Below are 18,320 nucleotides of genomic sequence, written 5' to 3'. Positions count from 1 at the left end.
TCCTGACGGCGCGGGCCGGACCGGGGCGTCAGAACCCGGTCGACGTCGAAGTCGAAGGCGACGAGGCAGGCGCGGCGGCAGCGGCGAGGTCGAGGGCGATGTCGGTGATCATGTCCTCCTGCCCGCCCACCAGTTGGCGCCGCCCGACCTCGACGAGGATGGCCCGGGTGTCGACGCCGTAGCGCCGGGACGCGGCCTCGGCGTGCCGCAGGAAGCTGGAGTACACCCCGGCGTAGCCGAGGGTGAGCGTCTCGCGGTCCACCCGCACCTCCCGGTCCTGGAGCGGGCGCACCAGGTCGTCGGCGGCGTCCATCAGCGGGAAGAGGTCACAGGCGTGGTCCAGGCCCATCAGGTCGGCGACGGCCACGAACGCCTCCAGCGGGCAGTTGCCGGCCCCCGCGCCCTGCCCCGCCAGCGACGCGTCGATCCGCACCGCGCCGTTCTCGACGGCGACGACGGAATTGGCCACGCCGAGACCGAGGTTGTGGTGGGCGTGGATGCCCAACTCGGTGGCCGGGTCGAGGACGTCGCGGTAGGCGCGGAAGCGGTCGCGCACCCCGTCCATGGTCAGGCGCCCGCCGGAGTCGGTGACGTAGACGCATCCGGCGCCGTAGGACTCCATCAGCTTTGCCTGGCGGGCGAGTTCGGCTGGATCGGCCATGTGGGACATCATCAGGAAGCCGGCCACGTCCATGCCCGACTCGCGGGCGGCGGCGATGTGCTGGGCGGAGATGTCGGCCTCGGTGCAGTGGGTGGCCACCCGCACCGACCGGATGCCCAGCGCGTGGGCCTGCTTCAGGTCGCGCAGGGTGCCGATGCCGGGCAGGAGCAGCGTGGTGGGCACCGCGCGGGTCACGGCGCCGCAGACGGCCTCGATCCACTCCCAGTCGGTGTGGGCACCGATGCCGTAGGTGATGCTGGAGCCGGACAGGCCGTCGCCGTGGGCGATCTCGATCGCGGCGACCCCGGCGGCGTCCAGGGCGGTGGCGATGGTGCGGGCCTGGTCCACGGTGTAGCGGTGCCGGACGGCGTGCATGCCGTCCCTGAGGGTCACGTCCTGCACGTACAGCGACGTCATCGGGTCGCCGCCTTTCCGGAGCGGTGCGCGGCCAGGCGCTCGGCGGTGCGCAGCGCGGCCGAGGTCATGATGTCGAGGTTGCCGGCGTAGGCGGGCAGGTAGTGGGCGGCGCCCTCCACTTCGAGGAACACCGACACCTTCGCGGCCTGCCCCGAGCGCATGGCGGCCGGCAGCAGCGAGCGCAGCGGGTCGTCGCCGGGCACCCGGTCGAACTGCACCTTCTGCTTCAGCCGGTAGCCCGGTACGTAGGTCCGGACGCGCTCGGCCATCTCCTGCACCGACGCGGTGACCGCGGCGTCGTCGCAGTCGCCGACCAGGCAGTGCACGGTGTCGCGCATGATCAGCGGGGGGTCGGCCGGATTGAGCACGATGACCGCCTTGCCGCGCGCGGCGCCGCCGACCTTCTCCACGGCCGAGGCGGTGGTCTCGGTGAACTCGTCGATGTTGGCCCGGGTGCCGGGGCCGGCCGAGCGGGAGGCGATCGAGGCGACGATCTCGCCGTAGTGCACCGGCGTGACGGCGGCGACCGCGGCGACGACGGGGATGGTGGCCTGGCCGCCGCAGGTGACCATGTTGACGTTGCCGGCGTCCAGGTGCGCCTCGCCGTTGACCGGTGGCACCACGTACGGGCCGAGCGCGGCGGGGGTGAGGTCGACGACCGTACGCCCCAGCGCGCGCAGCACCCGGTCGTGGCGCCGGTGGGCGCCGGCGGAGGTGGCGTCGAAGACGAGGGACACGTCCGCGAACTCGTCCATGGCCACCAGCCCGTCGACGCCCTCGTGGGTGGTGGCGACCTTCAGCCGGCGGGCGCGGGCCAGGCCGTCGGACGCGGGGTCGATGCCGGCCATGGCGGCGATCTCCAGGGTCTTTGACAGCCGCAGGATCTTGATCATCAGGTCGGTGCCGATGTTGCCGGACCCGATGACGGCGACCTTCGCCGTCATGCGCCGGCTCCTTGCGGGGCGGCGGTCGCGAACTCGGCGCCTACCGTGCCGAGGCCGTCGATGCGGGCGCTGAACGTGTCGCCCTCGGCGGCGGCCACCATCGGGCCCAGCGCGCCGGTCAGGACGATCTCGCCGGCCCGCAGCGGGTCGCCGAGCCGGCTGAGGGTGGCGGCGAGCCAGAGGGCGGCGGTCAGCGGGCTGCCCAGGCAGTCGGCGCCGGTGCCCTGGGAGGCCGTCTCGCCGTTCTTCGCCAGGGTCATCCGCGCGGCGCGCAGGTCGACCCGGTCGAGCGGCACCGGTGTGCCGCCCAGGACGAACAGGCCGCAGGAGGCGTTGTCGGCCACGGTGTCCACGAGGGTGATGTCCCAGCCGGCGATACGGCTGTCGACGATCTCCAGCGCGGGCAGCGCGAACGCGGTGGCCCGCAGCAGGTCGGCCGCGGTCGGCTCCCGGTGCGGCAGGTCGGCGCCCAGCACCAGCGCGACTTCCGCCTCCACCTTGGGCTGGAGCAGCCGCCCGGCGGCGACCGGCTGTCCCTCGGGCACCGCCATGTCGGTGAAGAGCACGCCGAAGTCGGGCTGGTCGACGCCGAGTTGGCGCTGTACGGCGGGCGAGGTCAGGCCGATCTTGCGGCCCACCGGCCGCCGCCCCTCGGCCACGGCGCGGGCGACGTGCCGGCGCTGTACGGCGTAGGCGGCCTCGAGGTCCGCGGGCGGCAGGAGCGAGCGCACCGGGGGGCAGGGCGTTCCGGTACGGGCGGCTTCCGCCAGCACGGCGGCCGCCTCGGCCACACCGTCGGGGCCGGGGGCGGTCATGGCCGTCCGCCGTTGACGGCGGGGCGGCGGTGCGGGGCAGGCATCAAGGGTTCCTCCGGGAAGGGGAGTCGCGGGACCGGCGCTGGGGTGGCCGACCGCCGGGGCGTTTCCCAGGTATAGGAGGAGGCTTTCGGGACCGGCAAAATATGTTCCATGACACGGAACAGCAGCCAGGGGAACATGCTCGACAAGGCGGCGGCCGTCCTGGAGTGCTTCCAGCCGGACGGCGGCGCGTTCCGTCTCACGGACATCGCCGCCCGCACCGGGCTGGCCAAGACGACCGCGTTCCGGCTCTGCGCGGACCTGGTGCGCCTCGGCCTGCTCGACCGGGACGGCGACGGCTACCGGCTCGGCGGCAAGCTGTTCGAGCTGGGCTCACTGGTGCCGCGCCGCTTCCACCTGCGCGAGGTGGCGCTGCCCTTCCTCCAGGACCTGTTCGAGGCCACGCACGAGACCGTGCACCTCGGCATCCGGGAGGGGTGGGAGGTGGTCTATGTGGAGCGCATCCACGGTCACCGGGCGCCGGTGCTGCCCTCCCGGATCGGCGGCCGGCTGCCGCTGACGTGCACCGGGGTCGGCAAGGCGCTGCTGGCGTTCGCCGGCGAGGAGCTGATCGAGGAGGTGCTGGCGGCGCCCCTGCCCCGGCTGACCCCGCACTCGGTCACCGACCCGGCGCGGCTGCGCACCCTCGTCGGCCAGATCCGGGCGGCCGGCCTCGCCCACGAGGAGCAGGAGGCCGCTGTCGGCGTGTGCTGCATCGCCTCGCCGGTCTTCGACGGGGCGACCGCCGTCGCCGCGCTGTCGGTGGCCGTGCCCCGCGCCCGCTTCCGCTCGGCCCGACTGGCGCCAGCGGTTCGGACCGCGGCCCTCGGGCTGTCCCGCGCGCTGCGTTCGGGCAGGTGAGGAGGTGGTGACGAGGTGACGGCCGCCCGCGGCCCAGCGGTTCAGGCGCCGCGGACCCGCAGCAGGCCGTCGACGCCGTCGAGGAAGGTCTCGGAGATCAGCTGGGGGTCGAAGAGGCAGCCGGCGGCCATCGCCCCGTCGCGGAGCATCACCAGGTGCCGCCCGGCGGCGTCGGCGGGGCCCTCGCCCGCCTGCGCGATCAGGTCGGTGAGGGTCTGGAGGAACCAGTCCCGGTGGGCCATGACGGCCTGGTGGATCGGGTGGGACGGGTCGGGGTACTCGGCGACGGCGTTGAGGAAGGCGCAGCCGCGGAACCCGGGGGAGCGGATGCCGTCGGTGATGGACCGGGCGACGGCCCGGATCTGCTCGCGCGGCGACGGGCTGCTCCCGACGGCCTCGGCGACCTGCGCCCGGATGCCCTGGTCGGCCTGGGCGAGGTAGGCCAGGACGAGTTCCTCCTTGCCCGGGAAGTGCCGGTACAAGGTGGCCCGGGTGACCTTGGCCTCCGCGACGATCCGGTCCACGCCGACGGAGTGGATTCCCTCGGTGTAGAAGATCCGCGTGGCCGTGTTCAGCAGCCGGGCTCTCGCCTCCGAGGTGCTGCCACCCTCTGTACTCCGACTCATGGTGCCCAGACTAACAAATGGCAGAACGTTCGGTCTCGGCCAGGTCCGCTAGCCAGAGAGAACGTTCTGTCTTGACACCGTGGCCGGGCCGTTGCCATCCTGAGGCACGTCGGGCGGGGCCGCTCCTGCTGGTCAACGCCTCGGCCACATCGTAGAGTGAACGCTACATACAGACGGGTGGTCCGCGCCCGGCGCAGCTCCCGGCGCCGCCCCGTCCGCTCGCAGGCGCACACGACCGTCGCAACGAAGCGAGGTTTGCCTTGAACGTTCCCGAGCCCGGCAGGCGGGCCCACGCCACTGCCTCGACCGGGCCCCCGCTCGTCCTGCTGCACGGCGGCGGACCGGGCGTCGACGCCGACAGCAACTGGGCGGCCGTGCGCACCCGGCTCGCGGCGGACTTCCGCTGCCTGGCCCCCGACCTCCTCGGCTTCGGCACGCGGATCGCCGGCACCGGCGGGCTCGCGGGCCCGCGCGCCTGGGCGGCGGCCAGGGCCCGGCAGATCGTGGACCTCCTCGACCGCCACGGCATCGAACGCGCGCACCTGGTCGGCAACTCCGCCGCGGGCGGCGCCGCCGCGCTGGCCCTGCTGGCCCGGGCACCCGACCGGATCGGGCGCGCGGTGCTGATGGGCGGCGCGGGCACCGGGCCGCTGCCGGCGAAGGTGCCCTTCTACGACGACCCGACCCTGGCGTCCATGCGCGCCACCCTCGGCCGGCTGGTCGCCGACGAGGCCGGCCACGAGGCGCTGCTCGGTGAACTCGCCGTCATCCGGCTGCGGCAGGCACTGCGCCCGGGCGCCGAGCAGGCGTTCCGGTCGATGTTCACCGAGGTCGTGGGCGGCCCGCCGCCCCCCGACCCCGCCACGATCGTCCACCCGGTCCTCGCGCTGCACGGGGAGCGCGACCGCGTCTCGCCGGTCGAGGTCTCCCGGCGCATGGCCGACGCCCTTCCCGACGCCCGGCTGGAGGTCGTGGCCGGCGCGGGGCACTGGATACACGTCGACCGGCCGGACACGTTCCACCGCCTGGTAGGAGAGTTCCTGAGCGCATGACAGAGCCCATCAGCAGCAATACACCGGAGCAGGCCGGGGTGCTGATCGTCGGCGCCGGGCCGGCCGGTCTGACCCTCGCCCTCGACCTGGCCGGGCGCGGCGTGCCCTGCCACGTCGTGGAAGCCACCGAGGAACGCGGCGCCAACCCCCGCTGCAACACCACCTCGGCCCGGTCGATGGAGATCTTCCGGCGGCTCGGCCTCGCGGACGACATCCGGCGGGCCGGCCTGCCCCAGGACCACCCCACGTCGATCCACTACCGGACCACCCTGAACGGCGAGGAGATCTACCGGCTCGACCTGCCCGCATCCCGCGACGTCCTGGACGGGGCGGGCAAGCAGGACTGGCCCACCCCGGAGCCGCAGCACCGCATCTCCCAGCTCTTCCTCGAACCGATCCTGGAGCGGCGCGCGACCGCGCTGCCGGGCGTCACCCTCGAGCGCGGCACCCGGCTGGTCGGGCTGCGTCCGTACGACTCCCACGTCGAAGCGGTCGTGGAGAGCGCCGGCGCGCTGCGCACCCTGCACTGCGCCTACGTGGTCGGCTGCGACGGCGCCCGCAGCACCGTCCGGCGCCAACTGGGCATCCGCTACGAGGGCGTCGACGCGATCCAGCAGTTCGTCTCGACGCTCTACCGCTCGCCCGCCCTCGGGCGGCTGGCCGCGCGGGACCGGGCGTGGACGTACTGGACGTACGGCCGCCGGATCTCCTCGCTGATCGCCATCGACGGCGGCGAACTGTGGCTGCACCACGTCGCCTTCGGCCCCGAGCACGACACCGGGGCCGAGGACCCCGAAGCGCTCCTGCGGGACGCGGTGGGGGAGAGCGTCCCGCACGAGGTGCTGGGCGTGGTGCGATGGACCGGCCGCCGCCTGGTCGCCCAGCGCTACCGGGAGCGGCGGGTGTTCCTGGCCGGGGACGCCGCGCACCTGTGGATACCGGTCGGCGGCTTCGGCATGAACGCCGGCATCCAGGACGCGGCGGCGCTGGGCTGGATGCTCGCCGCCGTCCACCACGGGTGGGCGCCGGCGGAGCTGCTGGACGCCTACGAGCTGGAACGCAAGCCGGTGGGCGAGCAGTTCGCCCGTGCGGTGGGCGCCGCTGCGCACCAGGCGTTCGCGGACTTCCCGCCCGGCATCCACCGGCCCGGCGCCGAAGGCGCGCGGGCCAGGGCCGAGTTCGCGCGCCGGCTCGCGGTCAGCGAGCCGCCCCGGTACTCACCCGACGGCTTCAGCTTCGGCTACCACTACGCGGGCTCGCCCCTGGTGGTCGGCGGCCAACAGCAGCCGGACATCGCCATGGGGACGTACCTGCGGCGGGCGCAGCCCGGCTTCCGGCTGCCGCACGCCTGGCTCGACGACGACCGGTCCGTGCTCGACGTGCTCGGCCCCGGCTTCACCCTGCTGCGCACCGACCCGGGCGTCAGCACGGCGGCCTGGAAGGCGGCGGCCGGCGCGCTGGGCGTGCCCCTTTCGGTGGCCGACCTGCCCGCGGAGCACTCCGACCGCTATCCGGCCGAGCTGCTGCTCGTACGACCCGACAGCCACGTGGCCTGGATGGGCGGGGCGGACGCCGACCCCGGCGCACTGCTGCACACCGCCACCGGGCGGGCCGCCGCCCGCCGGCCGTAGAGACCATCAGGAGAGGGCACATGTCATACGCACTGGGCATCGACGTCGGCGGCACGTTCACCGACGCGGTCGCCTCGGACGGTGCCGGCCGGATCGTGTCGGCCAAGACACCGACGACACCCCCGCACCGCGAGACCGGAGTCATGCGCGCGATCGAGGACATCGCGGGCGAACTCGGCATCGACGTCCGCGAACTGCTCACGCAGACCGACTACATCGCGCACGGCACGACCGCGTCGATCAACGCCCTCGTCCAGGGCCAGGTCGCCGATGTCGGCCTGATCGCCACTAAGGGCCACCGGGACGCGATCTACATCATGAACGCCGAGGGCCGCACCCTCGGCCGCTCGGCCCACGAGGTCCAGGACACCCTGCGGCAGCGCAAGCCCGCCCCGCTGATCCCGAAGTACCGGGCGCTGGAGGTCACCGAGCGGATCGACCACGCCGGCAAGGTCCTGGTCCCGCTGGACGAGGACGAGGTCCGCAGCGTCGCCCGGACCCTGGTGGACCAGGGCGTCGAGGCGATCGCGGTCTGCCTGCTGTGGTCGTTCAAGAACGACGCCCACGAGCGGCGGGTGCGCGAGCTGGTCCACGAGGTCGCCCCGGACCTGTACGTCACGCTCTCCTCGGAGGTCAGCCCCCGCATCCGGGAGTTCTCACGCACCTCCACGACGATCATGAACGCCCAGATCGGACCGCGGCTGCGCACCTATCTCCTCCCGCTCCAGCGGCAGTTGGAGGAGCGCGGGCTCAAAGGGCCGCTGCTGGTCATGCAGAGCGAGGGCGGCACCATCACCGCCGACCGGGCGCCCGAGCACGCCATCACCACCGTCGGGTCGGTACTGTCCGGCGGCGTCATCGGCGGGACGCGGCTGGCCCAGCAGCTCGGGCACCGCAACGTCATCACCACCGACGTCGGCGGCACCACCTTCCTCGCGGGCCTCATCGTCGACGGCGAGCCGGTGATGGCGCCGGGGTCCGTCGTCAACCAGTTCCCGATCAACGCGGCGACCATCCGCGTGCACACCATCGGCTCCGGCGGCGGCGCCCTGGCCTGCGTGGACCGCGGCGGCAACCTGCGGCTGGGACCGCAGAGCGCCGAGGCCGTCCCGGGCCCGGCGTGCTACGGCAACGGCGGCACCCGGCCGACCAACACGGACGCGAACCTGGTCCTGGGCATCCTCGGCCCGGGCGGGCTGCTGGGCGGCCGCAAGCCGCTGCGGACGGACCTGGCCCGCGAGGCGATCCGCGCACACGTCGCCGAACCGCTCGGTCTGACCGTCGAGGAAGCCGCCATCGCCATCCACGAAGTGCAGAACGCGCAGGCGGGCGACCTGCTGCGGCGCGCCGTGGTGCAGGCCGGCCACGACCCCCGCGACTTCGTCGTCTACGCCTTCGGCGGCGCCGGACCCGCCCACTGCGCGGGCTACTGCCAGGACCTGGGCGTCAGCGAGATCGTCATCCCGCTCGGGCCGGTCGCCTCCGCCTTCTCCGCGTACGGGCTCGCCGCCTCGGACATCGCGATGAGCGCCGAACTGTCCGACCCGTCCGCCTTCCCGGTCGACCCCGGCGTGCTCGCCGCGCACTACGCCCGCCTGGAAGCCGACCTGCGCGACGCCCTGGCCCGGCAGCAGGTGGCCTTCCAGGACGTGGTGCTCCAGCGCGAGATCGACCTGCGGTACTCGATGCAGGTCACCGAACTCGCCACGCCCGTGCCGGACACGGAGTTCACCGAGCACACCGCCGGCGAGATCCTGGCGCGCTTCGAGGAGAACTACGAGCGGATCAACGGCAGCGGCGCCGGCTACCGCGAGGCGGGTGTGCAGGCGATCACCTACCGGGTGCGGGCCAAGGCCGCACTCGGCTTCCCCGTCGAACTCCCCGCCGTCCCCGAGGCCGCGGGCCCCGACCCGGCCGAGGCACTGCTCGGCACGCGCGAGGTCTGCCTGGACTCCCGGACCGGCTACGTGCCCACCCCCGTCTACGACTACGCGTCGCTGCGCGCGGGCCACGAACTCGTCGGGCCGGCCATCGTCGACGTGCCGACCACCGTGGTCGTGGTCCCCGCCGGGGCCACCGGCCGCGTCGACCGCCTGGGCAACCTTGTTCTGCGCTACCAGTGAGGACGCATCCATGACATCCCAGATCCCCGGGGCGGACGAGTTCACCAGCCGGCCCCTGCCCCGCGAGGAACTGCTGCGGCAGATCTCGCCCGCCCTGCCGCTGCACCGGATCGACGACGAGCAGACCGCCCGGGTCGACGCCCTGACCTACGAGGTGGTCCGGCACCGGCTGTGGGCGATCACCCAGGAGATGGGCGAGACGCTGCGGCGGATGTCCGGCTCGCACGTCGTCACCGAGTCGAACGACTTCAACTTCTCCATCTGCGACGAACTCGGCGAGCAGGTCCAGGTCGGCGCCTACAACATCGGGCTGATCGGCTCGATGGACCTGGCCATCACCTGGACGCTGCGCCACCGCAGCGACAACCCGGGCATCGCCGAGGGCGACATGTTCCTGTGCAACGACCCGTGGATCGGCGGCGGGCTGCACCAGAACGACGCCGCGGTGCTGGCACCGGTCTTCCACGAGGGCCGGCTGTTCGGCTGGACGACGGCCATCGCCCACCAGGTCGACCTGGGCGGCCCGCGGCCGGGCTCCTTCAGCCCGTCCGCCCAGGACGTGTTCGGCGAGGCGGTCCCCACCCCGCCGGTGAAGGTGGTGCGCGACGGTGTGCTGCAACGCGACGTCGCCGACGCCTGGGTGCGCCGCTCCCGCCTGCCGCACCTGGTGGGCCTGGACCTGCGGGCCAAGATCGCCGCGAACCGGAACGCCGGCGAGCAGATCCTCCGGCTCGTCGCCAGGTACGGCGCCGACACCGTCAAGGCCGTCATGCGCCGGATGACGGACGACGCCGAGCGCCGGCTGCGGGCGAAGCTCGCGGCCCTGCCCGACGGCACCTGGACCGCAGTGGGCTACCAGGAGCAGTCCCGGGCCGGCGACCGCGGCCTGCACGCCATCCAGGTCGCGATGACCAAGGAGGCCGACCGGCTCGTCTTCGACTTCCGCGGCACCGCCGGCCAGACCGGCGTCATCAACTGCCCCTACCCGGGCCTGCGGGCCGGCATCGTCTTCACGATGCTGCCGCTGCTGGCCGGCGACATCCCCTGGGCCGCCGGCGGCCTGATGCGCTGCTTCGAGATCGTCACCGACGAGGACACCCTCACCAACGCCTCGTTCCCGGCCGCCGTCGGCAAGGGCCCCTTCGGCCCGGCGTGGGGCTCGGGCAACCTGGTCGCCGAGGTGCTCGCCAAGATGCTCGACGCGGAACCGGCGCACCGCGCGGACGTGCAGTCGATCTGCAACGGCACCACGGACCTGTGCGTCGTGTCGGGCGTCGACGTCCGCGGCGGCGGCAGCAAGCCCTTCGTGTCGCCGGTCTTCGACGTCATGGCCGGCGGCTACGGGGCCCAGGTGGAGTACGACGGCGTCGACACCGGCGGCCGGTTGATCATCCCCTCCGCCCGGGCCCCCGACGTGGAGATGACCGAGTACCTCTACCCGCTGGTCGCCCTGTGGCGCCGGGAGCAGACCGACTCCGGCGGCCCGGGCCGGCAGCGCGGCGGGATGAGCGGCTCGGTCTGCTACGTGCAGCACCCCGACCAGGACACGACGATGTCCCTGGTCGTCTCGGGCACCGGCAAGGCCGCCAACCAGAACGTCGGCCTGGCCGGCGGCTACCCCGGCAACTCCCAACTCGACCTGGTGGTCCGCGGGATCGGCGTCCCCCAGCTCGCCGGCGCGAGCACCGTCCCGGCCGACCTGGACGAACTCGGCGGCACGATCGAGGTGCTGCCCTGCGAGGGGGAGTCGGACCTCGGCCCCGGCGACGCGCTCTACCTGCACTGGCAGGCCGGCGGCGGCTACGGCGACCCGCTGCTGCGCCCGGCCGAGCACGTCCGCGACGACGTGCGGCAGGTGCGGGTGTCGCCCGCCGCCGCGCGGGACGTCTACGGCGTCGTGCTCGGCGCGGACGGCGAGGTGGACCCCGGCGCGTCCGCCGAGCGCCGGGCGCGGCTGCGGCAGCGCCGCGCCGCGGACGCCGGCCGGCCCGGCAGCGTCCTCATGCCGACCGGCACGCCGAACCTGCGCGGGCTGCGCCGGCTCGACGACAACCTCGCGGTCCGGCAGGCGCCGCAGGGCGACACCGTGGTGTGCGTCCACTGCGCCACCGAGATCGGCCCGCTGGCCGGCGGCGCGTACGTCTCGGCACTGGCCGCCCGCGACGCGGCACCGGCCGAGGCCGGCCCCCACATCTGGCCCGACCCGTTGGTGTACGTGGACGAGCAGGTCGTCTTCCGGCAGCTGTTCTGCCCGGGCTGCCTGACCGCGGTCAACTCCCGCGTCGTGCCCGTCGCCCACCCCCTCCCGACCGACCACTACCGGGGCTGGGCGTCGGACGCCCGCCCGAAGGAGACCGTGTGAACCCGCACCACGAGGCACTCTTCATCGGCGGCCGGTGGGTGGCACCGGCGTCCGGGGAGCGGATCACCGTCCTCGGCGCGAGCACCGAGGAAGTCCTCGGCAGCGTCCCGGACGGCACCCCGCAGGACATCGACGCTGCCGTGGCCGCCGCCCGCGCCGCCTTCGACGACCCCGAAGGCTGGTCGGCCTGGGAACCGGCCCGGCGGGCGGACGCGCTGCACCGCCTCGCCGCGGCGCTCCAGCGCCGGGCGGACGAGATCCCCCGCACCGTCAGCGCCCAGAACGGCATGACGATCGCACTGGCCGAGCAGATCGAGAGCGGCCTGCCGGCCACCTTGCTGCGCTACTACGCCGACCTGGTCCGCGACGACCCGGGAGAGGACGTGCGCGACGGCATGCTCGGCGCGCCCGTCCATGTCCGCCGGGAGCCGCTCGGCGTGGTGGCCGCGATCGTGCCCTGGAACTCGCCCCAGTTGCTGTCGTCGACGAAGTACGCGCCCGGCCTGGCCGCGGGATGCACCTTCGTGCTGAAACCGTCCCCGGAGACCGTGCTCGACGCGGTGCTCTTCGCCGAGGCCGTGGAGGAGGCGGGCCTGCCGCCCGGCGTGGTCAACGTCGTCCCGGCCGGCCGCGAGGTCGGCGCCTACCTCGTCGCCCACCCCGGCGTCGACAAGGTCGCCTTCACCGGCTCCACCGAGGCGGGGCGGCGGATCGCCGTGGCCTGCGGCAGCCTGCTGCGTCCGGTGACGCTGGAGCTGGGCGGCAAGTCGGCGGCCGTCATCCTGGACGACGCCGACCTCGACACCGCGATCGGCGAACCCTTCTTCCAGGCGACGATGCTGGCGAACGGCCAGGCGTGCTTCGCCTGCACCCGCATCCTGGCACCGCGCAGCCGCTACGGCGAGGTGGTCGACGCGGTGGCGTCCCTGGCCCGCGGCCTGATTGTCGGGGACCCGATGGACCGCGGCACGCAGGTCGGCCCGCTGGCCTCCGCACGCCAGCGCGACCGCGTCGAGGGCTACATCGCCAAGGGCCTGGCCGACGGCGCCCGGCTGGTCGCGGGCGGCGCCAGGCCCGCGGGCCTGGACAAGGGCTTCTATGTCGCCCCGACCGTCTTCGCCGACGTCGACAACGCCTGCACCATCGCCCGCGAGGAGATCTTCGGCCCGGTCCTGTCCGTCATCGCCTACACCGACGAGGACGACGCCGTCCGCATCGCCAACGACTCGGAGTACGGCCTCGGCGGGGCGGTGTGGACCACCGACGAGGAGCGCGGCATGCGGGTGGCCCGCAGCATCCGCACCGGGACGATCGGCCTGAACCACTACACGGTCGACCCCGCGGCGCCGTTCGGCGGCATCAAGGCCAGCGGGCTGGGCCGGGAGTTCGGGCCGGAGGCCCTGCACAGCTACCAGCAGGTGAAGTCGATCTACCGGTGACCGCGTGACGGGGCCGCCCCTGTCGAGAGAGAACGTTCTGTCTTGACAACGGGGTGGTGCGGTTGCCATCCTCTAGAAAGAGAGAGAACGTTCGGTCTCTACAGAGAGGCCGACGACTCGCACCGCACCGTCCCGAGAGGACCATCGTGACCACCGTCGTCGACGACTCACCCGCCGCCGTCAGCTTCGCGCCGGCGCTGCGCCGGCTGTACTTCACGCGCTTCGCGTTCGCCCTCGTCTGGGCGGCCCTGATGTTCGTGGACAAGTCCCACATCGGGCCGCTCGGCGTCGTCCTGCTGATCGTGTACCCCCTGTTCGACGTCGCCGCGGCGGTCGTCGACTTCCGCTCCTCCGGCGGGTCGAAGCAGGTGCGCGGCCTCCAGGCGAACATGGCGATCAGCCTGCTCGCCACCGCAGGCCTCGCCGCCGCCTGCGCCTCCGGGGTGCCGGCGGTGCTGCGCGTGTGGGGCGCCTGGGCGATCGTCTCCGGCGCCGTCCAGCTGATCGTCGGCATCGGCCGCCGCGCCATGGGCGGCCAGTGGCCGATGATCCTCAGCGGCGGCATCTCGGTGCTGGCCGGCGCCTCCTTCGTCATGGGCGCCTCCGCCTCGGACCCGAAGCTGAGCAACATTGCCGGCTACGCGGTGCTCGGCGGCGTCTTCTTCCTCGTCTCGGCCCTGCGCCTCGGCTCCGCGCACAAGGAGAACTGACGTGACCACCACGACTGCGGCGTATGACGTCGTCATCATCGGCGCCGGTCCGGTCGGCGAGAACATCGCCGACCGGGTGGTGCGGGGCGGTCTGACCGCCGCGATCGTCGAACGGGAACTGGTCGGAGGCGAGTGCTCGTACTGGGCGTGCATGCCGACCAAGGCGCTGCTGCGCAGCGCGGCGGCGCTGCGGGCGGCCCGCCGCCTTCCCGGCGCGCGGGAGGCGGTGACCGGCTCGCTGGACGCGGCCGCCGTGCTGCGGCGCCGCGACTCCTTCGCCTCCGACTGGCAGGACAACGGCCAGGCCGCCTGGCTGGAACAGGTGGGCGTACCGCTCTACCGCGGACACGGCCGGATCGCCGCCGACCGCGTCGTCGAGGTGACGACCGGCGAGGACGACTCGGCGCTCTCGCTCACCGCGCGCCACGCGGTCGTCGTCGCCACCGGCAGCGGCGCGCTGGTCCCGGACGTGGCCGGCCTGCGCGAGGCGGCGCCGTGGACCAGCCGGGAGGCGGTCGCGGCCACCGCGGTCCCCGGCCGGCTCGCCGTCATCGGCGGGGGAGTGGTCGCCTCGGAGATGGCCACCGCGTACGCCGGCCTGGGCGCGTCGGTGACGGTGCTGGCGCGGGACGGGGTGCTGCCGGCGGCGGAGCCGTTCGCCGGCGAGTACGTCGCCGAGGCGCTGCGCGAGGCCGGCGCGGAGGTGCGGGTGGGGGACGAGGCCGCGGCCGTGAAGCGCGCCGCGGACGGCACCGTGTCGATCACCCTCGCCACCGGCGAGCAGATCGAGGCCGACGAACTCCTCGTCGCGGTCGGCCGCACCCCGAACACCGAGGACATCGGGCTGGAGGCGGTCGGCCTCACCCCGGGGGCCTGGCTCGCCGTCGACGACACGATGCGGGTCGTGGGGGAGGACGGCGCGCCGGTCGGCGGCGGGTGGCTGTACGCCGCCGGGGACGTCAACCACCGCGTGCTCCTCACCCACCAGGGCAAGTACCAGGCCCGCGCCGTGGGCGACGTGATCGTGGCGCGCGCCAAGGGCGAGGCGGTCCATGACGGCCCGTGGGGCCGCCACGCGGCGACCGCCGACGCGCGCGCGGTGCCGCAGGTGGTCTTCACCGAGCCGGAGATCGCGTCCGTGGGCCTGACCGCGGCCGCCGCCGAGGCCGCCGGGCTGCGTACCCGCGTGGTCGACCACGACCTGGCCGCCGTCGCGGGCGCCGCCTTGCAGGCAGACGGCTACCGGGGCCGCGCCCGGATGGTGGTCGACGAGGACCGGAAGGTGATCGTCGGCTTCACCCTCGTGGGGCCCGACGTCGCGGAACTGCTGCACGCCGCGACGGTCGCGGTGGCCGGGGAGGTGCCGTTGGACCGGCTGTGGCACGCGGTTCCGGCCTTTCCGACCGTCAGTGAGGTGTGGCTGCGGCTGCTGGAGGTGTACGGCCGCTGAGCGCGCCGGCCGGTATCCCGCCCCCGTCCCGTCGGACGGCGACCGGGGGCGGGCAACCGCGGCGCGTGTAAAGTCTGTAGCGAACATTACATACACAGGAGAGAGGGGCTCGGAGTGACGAGCACAGTGGATCTCGGGGACGTCCGACTGGCCTACACCGACGTCGGTTCGGGCCCCGCGATCGTGTGGCTGCACGGCTCGGGCCCCGGCGCCACGGGCATGAGCAACTTCGGCGGCAACCTGCCGGCCTTCGCCGACCACCGGAACATCGTGGTGGACCTGCCCGGGTGGGGCGACTCCACGCGGCCGCGGACCGACGAGCCGCTGATCTTCCATGCGGCGGACCGCGTGAGCCGCGCGCTGACGGCCCTCGGGATCGAGCGCGCCCACCTGGTCGGCAACTCCTACGGCGGCGCCGTCGCGATGCGGATGGCGATGCGCCACCCCGAACGCGTGGACCGGGTCGTCCTCATGGCCCCGGGCGGAGTCCTCCCGAAGGATGCGCCGCCGTGGCCCGCCGGGCTGGAGCGCCTCTTCGCCTACATGGCCGACCCGCGGCCGTCACGCGAGGCGATGGCCGAGTTCGTCCGCATGATGGTCTTCGACGAGAAGCTGGCGACCGCGTCCCTGATCGACGAGCGGTACGCGGCGAGCCGCAAGGCCCACCCGGAACTGCCGATCCCCCCGGACTTCGGCGACCTCACCCCCGACCTGGGGCTCGTCCTGGCCCCTACGCTGCTCATCTGGGGCCGGGAGGACCAGACCGTCCCGCTGGCCTGGGCGGCCACGATCCTCGACGGCATACCCGACGCCGAACTGCGGGTGCTGCCCCACTGCCGGCACTGGGTGCAGTACGAGCGCGCGCCGGAGTTCAACCACATCGTCGGTACGTTCCTGCGGGGCGCGGCCGCCGCAGTGGAGGGCTGAGGCCGTGGGAATCCGCAGACTGGGATACGTCGGGCTCAACGTCACCGACGTCGACGCGTGGACCGACCTGCTCGGCCGCACGCTGGGCGTCGGCGTCACCACGGTGGCGTTCGGGCCGACCGAGGTCGCGCTCGCCGAACTCGACCTGTTCAAGTACCGCGTGGCCCTCCACCCGTCGACCGAGGACTCCCCCCGCGAGCTGGGCTGGATCGTCGACACCGCGAGCGAACTGGACCGGCTCACCCGGCGGCTCACCGACGCCGGGTACGCGGTCCAGGACGGCTCGCCGCAGGAGACGGGGCTGCGCGGCGCCACCGCCATGCGCTGGTTCACCGACCCGGTCGGCTACCGGGTGGAGCTGGCGGTCGGTGAGGCCAAGGCCCGCACCAGCGTCGCCCGGCCGGGCGCGCATCCCGGCGTCACCGGCCTCGGCCACTTCGTGCTGGCCGGCCCCCGACTCGTCGAACTGCGGGAGCTGTACGAGTCCGTGCTCGAGTTCAGGCTGACCGACTACCGCGCCCCCGGTCTGTTCTTCTTCCGCTGCAACTCCGCCCACCACAGCATCGCGCTCGCCCACGCGGACACCGCGTCGATCCACCACCTGGAGTTCGAGCACGGCTCGATCGACGATGTCGGGCGGGCGTACGATCGGGCGGTGGCCAACGACGCACCGATCTCCATCGGCCTCGGCCGGCACATGAACGACAAGGCGATCTCCTTCTACCTGCGCAACCCCAGCGGGTTCCACCTGGAGATCGGCTGCGGCGGCATCGAGGTCGGCGACGACTGGCTGCCGCACGACTTCGGGGTCCCGGACGTCTGGGGGCACCGGCACGCCGAGGCCAACCCGTTCGCCGCACCGGAGCAGGCGTCGTGACCGGCGCGTCCGCAGGTCCGGACCTGTCCGGCCGCCGGGCCGTCGTCACCGGCGCGGCGAGCGGCATCGGGGCGGCCGTGGCGACCCGGCTGGCAGGGCTCGGCGCGCACGTCGTGGTGTGCGACGTCGACGCCGAGGGCGCGGCGCACACAGCCGGGCGGATCGGCGGCGAGGCGCTGGTGCTCGACCTGAGCCGGACCGCCGAGCTGGCCGGGCTGACGCTGGACGCGGACATCCTGGTGAACAACGCCGGCATCCAGCACGTCGCGCCCGTCGAGGAGTTCGCCCCCGAGCGGTTCGCCTTCATGCTGCGGCTGATGCTGGAGGCGCCCTTCCTGCTCAGCCGGGCGGTGCTGCCGGGCATGTACGAGCGCGGCTGGGGGCGGATCGTCCACATGTCCAGCATCCACGGCCTGCGGGCCAGCGCGTACAAGTCCGCGTACGTCAGCGCCAAGCACGGCCTGCTGGGGCTGTCGAAGGTGATCGCGCTGGAGGGCGCCGACAAGGGCGTGACCAGCAACTGCGTGTGCCCGGGCTACGTGCGCACGCCCCTGGTGGAGAAGCAGCTGGCCGACCAGGCCGCGCTGCACGGGCTGGCGGCCGACCAGGTGGTGTCCGACGTCCTGCTGGCGCGCTCGGCGGTCAAGCGGCTGGTCGAGCCCGAGGAGGTCGCGGGGGCGGTGGGCTTCCTGTGCGGACCCGAGGCGGCGTCCGTCACGGGCACCGAGCTGGTCCTCGACGGCGGGTGGAGCGCGGCCTGACCGGCCGCCCGCCGCGCCGTCAGGAGCCAGGGGTCAGGAGGCCGGGGGCCACTCCTCGGCGAGCAGGCCGAGGACGACCTCGTCGAGGATCTCGCCCAGGACGTAGGCGTTGGCCCGCAGCACGCCTTCGCGGACGAAGCCGTTGGTCGCGGCGGCGCGCAGCATCGCGGTGTTGTCGGCGAGGGTCTCGGCCTGGAGGCGGCGCAGACCGCGGACGACGAACGCGTAGTGGCACAGCACCGCGAGGGCGTCGGTGCCGTAGCCCTGGCCGCGGGCGCGGGGGCGCAGCCCGACCCCGACGTGCGCGAGGCGGTTGTGGCTGTCGATGCCCCACAGGGTGGCGGTGCCGAGCAGGGCGCCGTCCGCCAGGTCCACCACGGCGAACGGGACGGCGGTGTCGTCCTTGCCGTCGGCCGCGAGCCGCGGGTCCTTCGCACTGGCCGGGACCGGCCGCCACGGGTCGACACCCGACCGGGAGGAGTAGACGACGTCGTTGAACATCTCCTCGCGCAGGACGGGGTAGTCGTCCTCGTGGCGGGCCCGCAGCCCGACCTTGTCGCCTCGTAGCATGCGAGCTTCCTACCGGGCCGCGGCCGGCGGGGGCAAACGGATTTCCGCGCCC

General features: G+C 73.9%; 16 protein-coding genes. 11 read left to right on the top strand and 5 right to left on the bottom strand.

From position 1 onward, the window contains the following. Positions 1-28: 28 nt before the first annotated feature. Genes dmpG through AC3ERT_RS16860 form a run of 3 tightly spaced genes read right to left on the bottom strand, consistent with a single transcriptional unit; the run spans position 29 to position 2,837 of the window. Positions 29-1,078, bottom strand: a complete 1,050-nt coding sequence (gene dmpG / locus AC3ERT_RS16870) for a 4-hydroxy-2-oxovalerate aldolase (protein WP_435175099.1) — start codon at positions 1,076-1,078, stop codon at positions 29-31. Then, positions 1,075-2,022 (bottom strand): acetaldehyde dehydrogenase (acetylating), encoded by a 948-nt coding sequence (locus tag AC3ERT_RS16865; protein ID WP_435175097.1) that lies wholly within the window; start codon positions 2,020-2,022, stop codon positions 1,075-1,077. The genes dmpG and AC3ERT_RS16865 overlap by 4 nt, the downstream gene beginning before the upstream one ends. Then, on the bottom strand, positions 2,019-2,837 hold the full coding sequence (locus tag AC3ERT_RS16860; protein WP_435175095.1) for a 2-keto-4-pentenoate hydratase: 819 nt from the start codon (positions 2,835-2,837) through the stop codon (positions 2,019-2,021). The genes AC3ERT_RS16865 and AC3ERT_RS16860 overlap by 4 nt, the downstream gene beginning before the upstream one ends. A 180-nt stretch (positions 2,838-3,017) precedes the next feature. Here AC3ERT_RS16860 and AC3ERT_RS16855 point away from each other — a divergent pair, with 180 nt between their 5' ends. Next, positions 3,018-3,740, top strand: coding sequence for an IclR family transcriptional regulator (locus AC3ERT_RS16855; RefSeq protein WP_435175114.1), 723 nt, complete (start codon positions 3,018-3,020; stop codon positions 3,738-3,740). A 41-nt stretch (positions 3,741-3,781) separates the two neighbouring features. Here AC3ERT_RS16855 and AC3ERT_RS16850 read toward each other — a convergent pair whose 3' ends face one another. Continuing rightward, positions 3,782-4,366, bottom strand: a complete 585-nt coding sequence (locus tag AC3ERT_RS16850; RefSeq protein WP_335979151.1) for a TetR/AcrR family transcriptional regulator — start codon at positions 4,364-4,366, stop codon at positions 3,782-3,784. A gap of 260 nt (positions 4,367-4,626) precedes the next feature. On the opposite strand from AC3ERT_RS16850, the gene AC3ERT_RS16845 reads away from it, so the two are divergent. The 10 genes from AC3ERT_RS16845 (at position 4,627) to AC3ERT_RS16800 (ending at position 17,698) form a co-directional block, all read left to right on the top strand. Further along, positions 4,627-5,418 (top strand): alpha/beta fold hydrolase, encoded by a 792-nt coding sequence (locus tag AC3ERT_RS16845; RefSeq protein ID WP_435175093.1) that lies wholly within the window; start codon positions 4,627-4,629, stop codon positions 5,416-5,418. Further along, entirely contained in the window at positions 5,415-7,049 is a 1,635-nt protein-coding gene (locus tag AC3ERT_RS16840) for an FAD-dependent monooxygenase (RefSeq protein ID WP_435175091.1), read from the top strand. Before AC3ERT_RS16845 ends, AC3ERT_RS16840 begins: the two co-directional genes overlap by 4 nt. A 20-nt stretch (positions 7,050-7,069) precedes the next feature. After that, a complete protein-coding gene (locus AC3ERT_RS16835; protein ID WP_435175089.1) occupies positions 7,070-9,172 on the top strand; it encodes a hydantoinase/oxoprolinase family protein in 2,103 nt (700 codons plus the stop codon). A 10-nt stretch (positions 9,173-9,182) separates the two neighbouring features. Beyond that, on the top strand, positions 9,183-11,534 hold the full coding sequence (locus AC3ERT_RS16830; RefSeq protein ID WP_435175087.1) for a hydantoinase B/oxoprolinase family protein: 2,352 nt from the start codon (positions 9,183-9,185) through the stop codon (positions 11,532-11,534). Then, positions 11,531-12,973 (top strand): aldehyde dehydrogenase, encoded by a 1,443-nt coding sequence (locus tag AC3ERT_RS16825; protein ID WP_435132516.1) that lies wholly within the window; start codon positions 11,531-11,533, stop codon positions 12,971-12,973. The genes AC3ERT_RS16830 and AC3ERT_RS16825 overlap by 4 nt, the downstream gene beginning before the upstream one ends. Positions 12,974-13,119: 146 nt before the next feature. Then, positions 13,120-13,683 (top strand): hypothetical protein, encoded by a 564-nt coding sequence (locus AC3ERT_RS16820; RefSeq protein WP_335979163.1) that lies wholly within the window; start codon positions 13,120-13,122, stop codon positions 13,681-13,683. Between the two features lies 1 nt (position 13,684). Then, positions 13,685-15,133: a dihydrolipoyl dehydrogenase family protein gene (locus AC3ERT_RS16815; protein ID WP_435175085.1), complete on the top strand. Its 1,449-nt coding sequence runs from the start codon at positions 13,685-13,687 to the stop codon at positions 15,131-15,133. 114 nt (positions 15,134-15,247) lie between these two features. Continuing rightward, positions 15,248-16,060 (top strand): alpha/beta fold hydrolase, encoded by an 813-nt coding sequence (locus AC3ERT_RS16810; protein ID WP_335979165.1) that lies wholly within the window; start codon positions 15,248-15,250, stop codon positions 16,058-16,060. A 4-nt stretch (positions 16,061-16,064) separates the two neighbouring features. Further along, positions 16,065-16,937 carry a VOC family protein gene (locus tag AC3ERT_RS16805; RefSeq protein ID WP_435132508.1) on the top strand — a complete coding sequence of 291 codons (873 nt, stop codon included), beginning with the start codon at positions 16,065-16,067 and terminating at the stop codon, positions 16,935-16,937. Further along, positions 16,934-17,698 (top strand): 3-hydroxybutyrate dehydrogenase, encoded by a 765-nt coding sequence (locus tag AC3ERT_RS16800; protein ID WP_435132505.1) that lies wholly within the window; start codon positions 16,934-16,936, stop codon positions 17,696-17,698. Before AC3ERT_RS16805 ends, AC3ERT_RS16800 begins: the two co-directional genes overlap by 4 nt. 33 nt (positions 17,699-17,731) lie before the next feature. On the opposite strand, the gene AC3ERT_RS16795 is transcribed toward AC3ERT_RS16800, so the two are convergent. Next, complete coding sequence (locus AC3ERT_RS16795; RefSeq protein ID WP_335979170.1) at positions 17,732-18,268, bottom strand: GNAT family N-acetyltransferase; 537 nt, start codon at positions 18,266-18,268, stop codon at positions 17,732-17,734. Positions 18,269-18,320: the final 52 nt, after the last annotated feature.

It is taken from the genome of Actinacidiphila sp. bgisy145, from assembly GCF_057708125.1.
The sequence above is the reverse complement of the archived record's forward strand: the minus strand, read 5'-3'. Positions and strand labels throughout refer to the sequence as shown.

Excerpts from the sequence above, each read along its gene's own strand:
- dmpG (WP_435175099.1), bottom strand. The coding sequence starts at position 1,078 with ATGACGTCGCTGTACGTGCAGGACGTGACCCTCAGGGACGGCATGCAC.
- AC3ERT_RS16795 (WP_335979170.1), bottom strand. The coding sequence starts at position 18,268 with ATGCTACGAGGCGACAAGGTCGGGCTGCGGGCCCGCCACGAGGACGAC.
- AC3ERT_RS16860 (WP_435175095.1), bottom strand. The coding sequence starts at position 2,837 with ATGACCGCCCCCGGCCCCGACGGTGTGGCCGAGGCGGCCGCCGTGCTG.
- AC3ERT_RS16865 (WP_435175097.1), bottom strand. The coding sequence starts at position 2,022 with ATGACGGCGAAGGTCGCCGTCATCGGGTCCGGCAACATCGGCACCGAC.
- AC3ERT_RS16855 (WP_435175114.1), top strand. The coding sequence starts at position 3,018 with ATGCTCGACAAGGCGGCGGCCGTCCTGGAGTGCTTCCAGCCGGACGGC.
- AC3ERT_RS16835 (WP_435175089.1), top strand. The coding sequence starts at position 7,070 with ATGTCATACGCACTGGGCATCGACGTCGGCGGCACGTTCACCGACGCG.
- AC3ERT_RS16840 (WP_435175091.1), top strand. The coding sequence starts at position 5,415 with ATGACAGAGCCCATCAGCAGCAATACACCGGAGCAGGCCGGGGTGCTG.
- AC3ERT_RS16830 (WP_435175087.1), top strand. The coding sequence starts at position 9,183 with ATGACATCCCAGATCCCCGGGGCGGACGAGTTCACCAGCCGGCCCCTG.
- AC3ERT_RS16850 (WP_335979151.1), bottom strand. The coding sequence starts at position 4,366 with ATGAGTCGGAGTACAGAGGGTGGCAGCACCTCGGAGGCGAGAGCCCGG.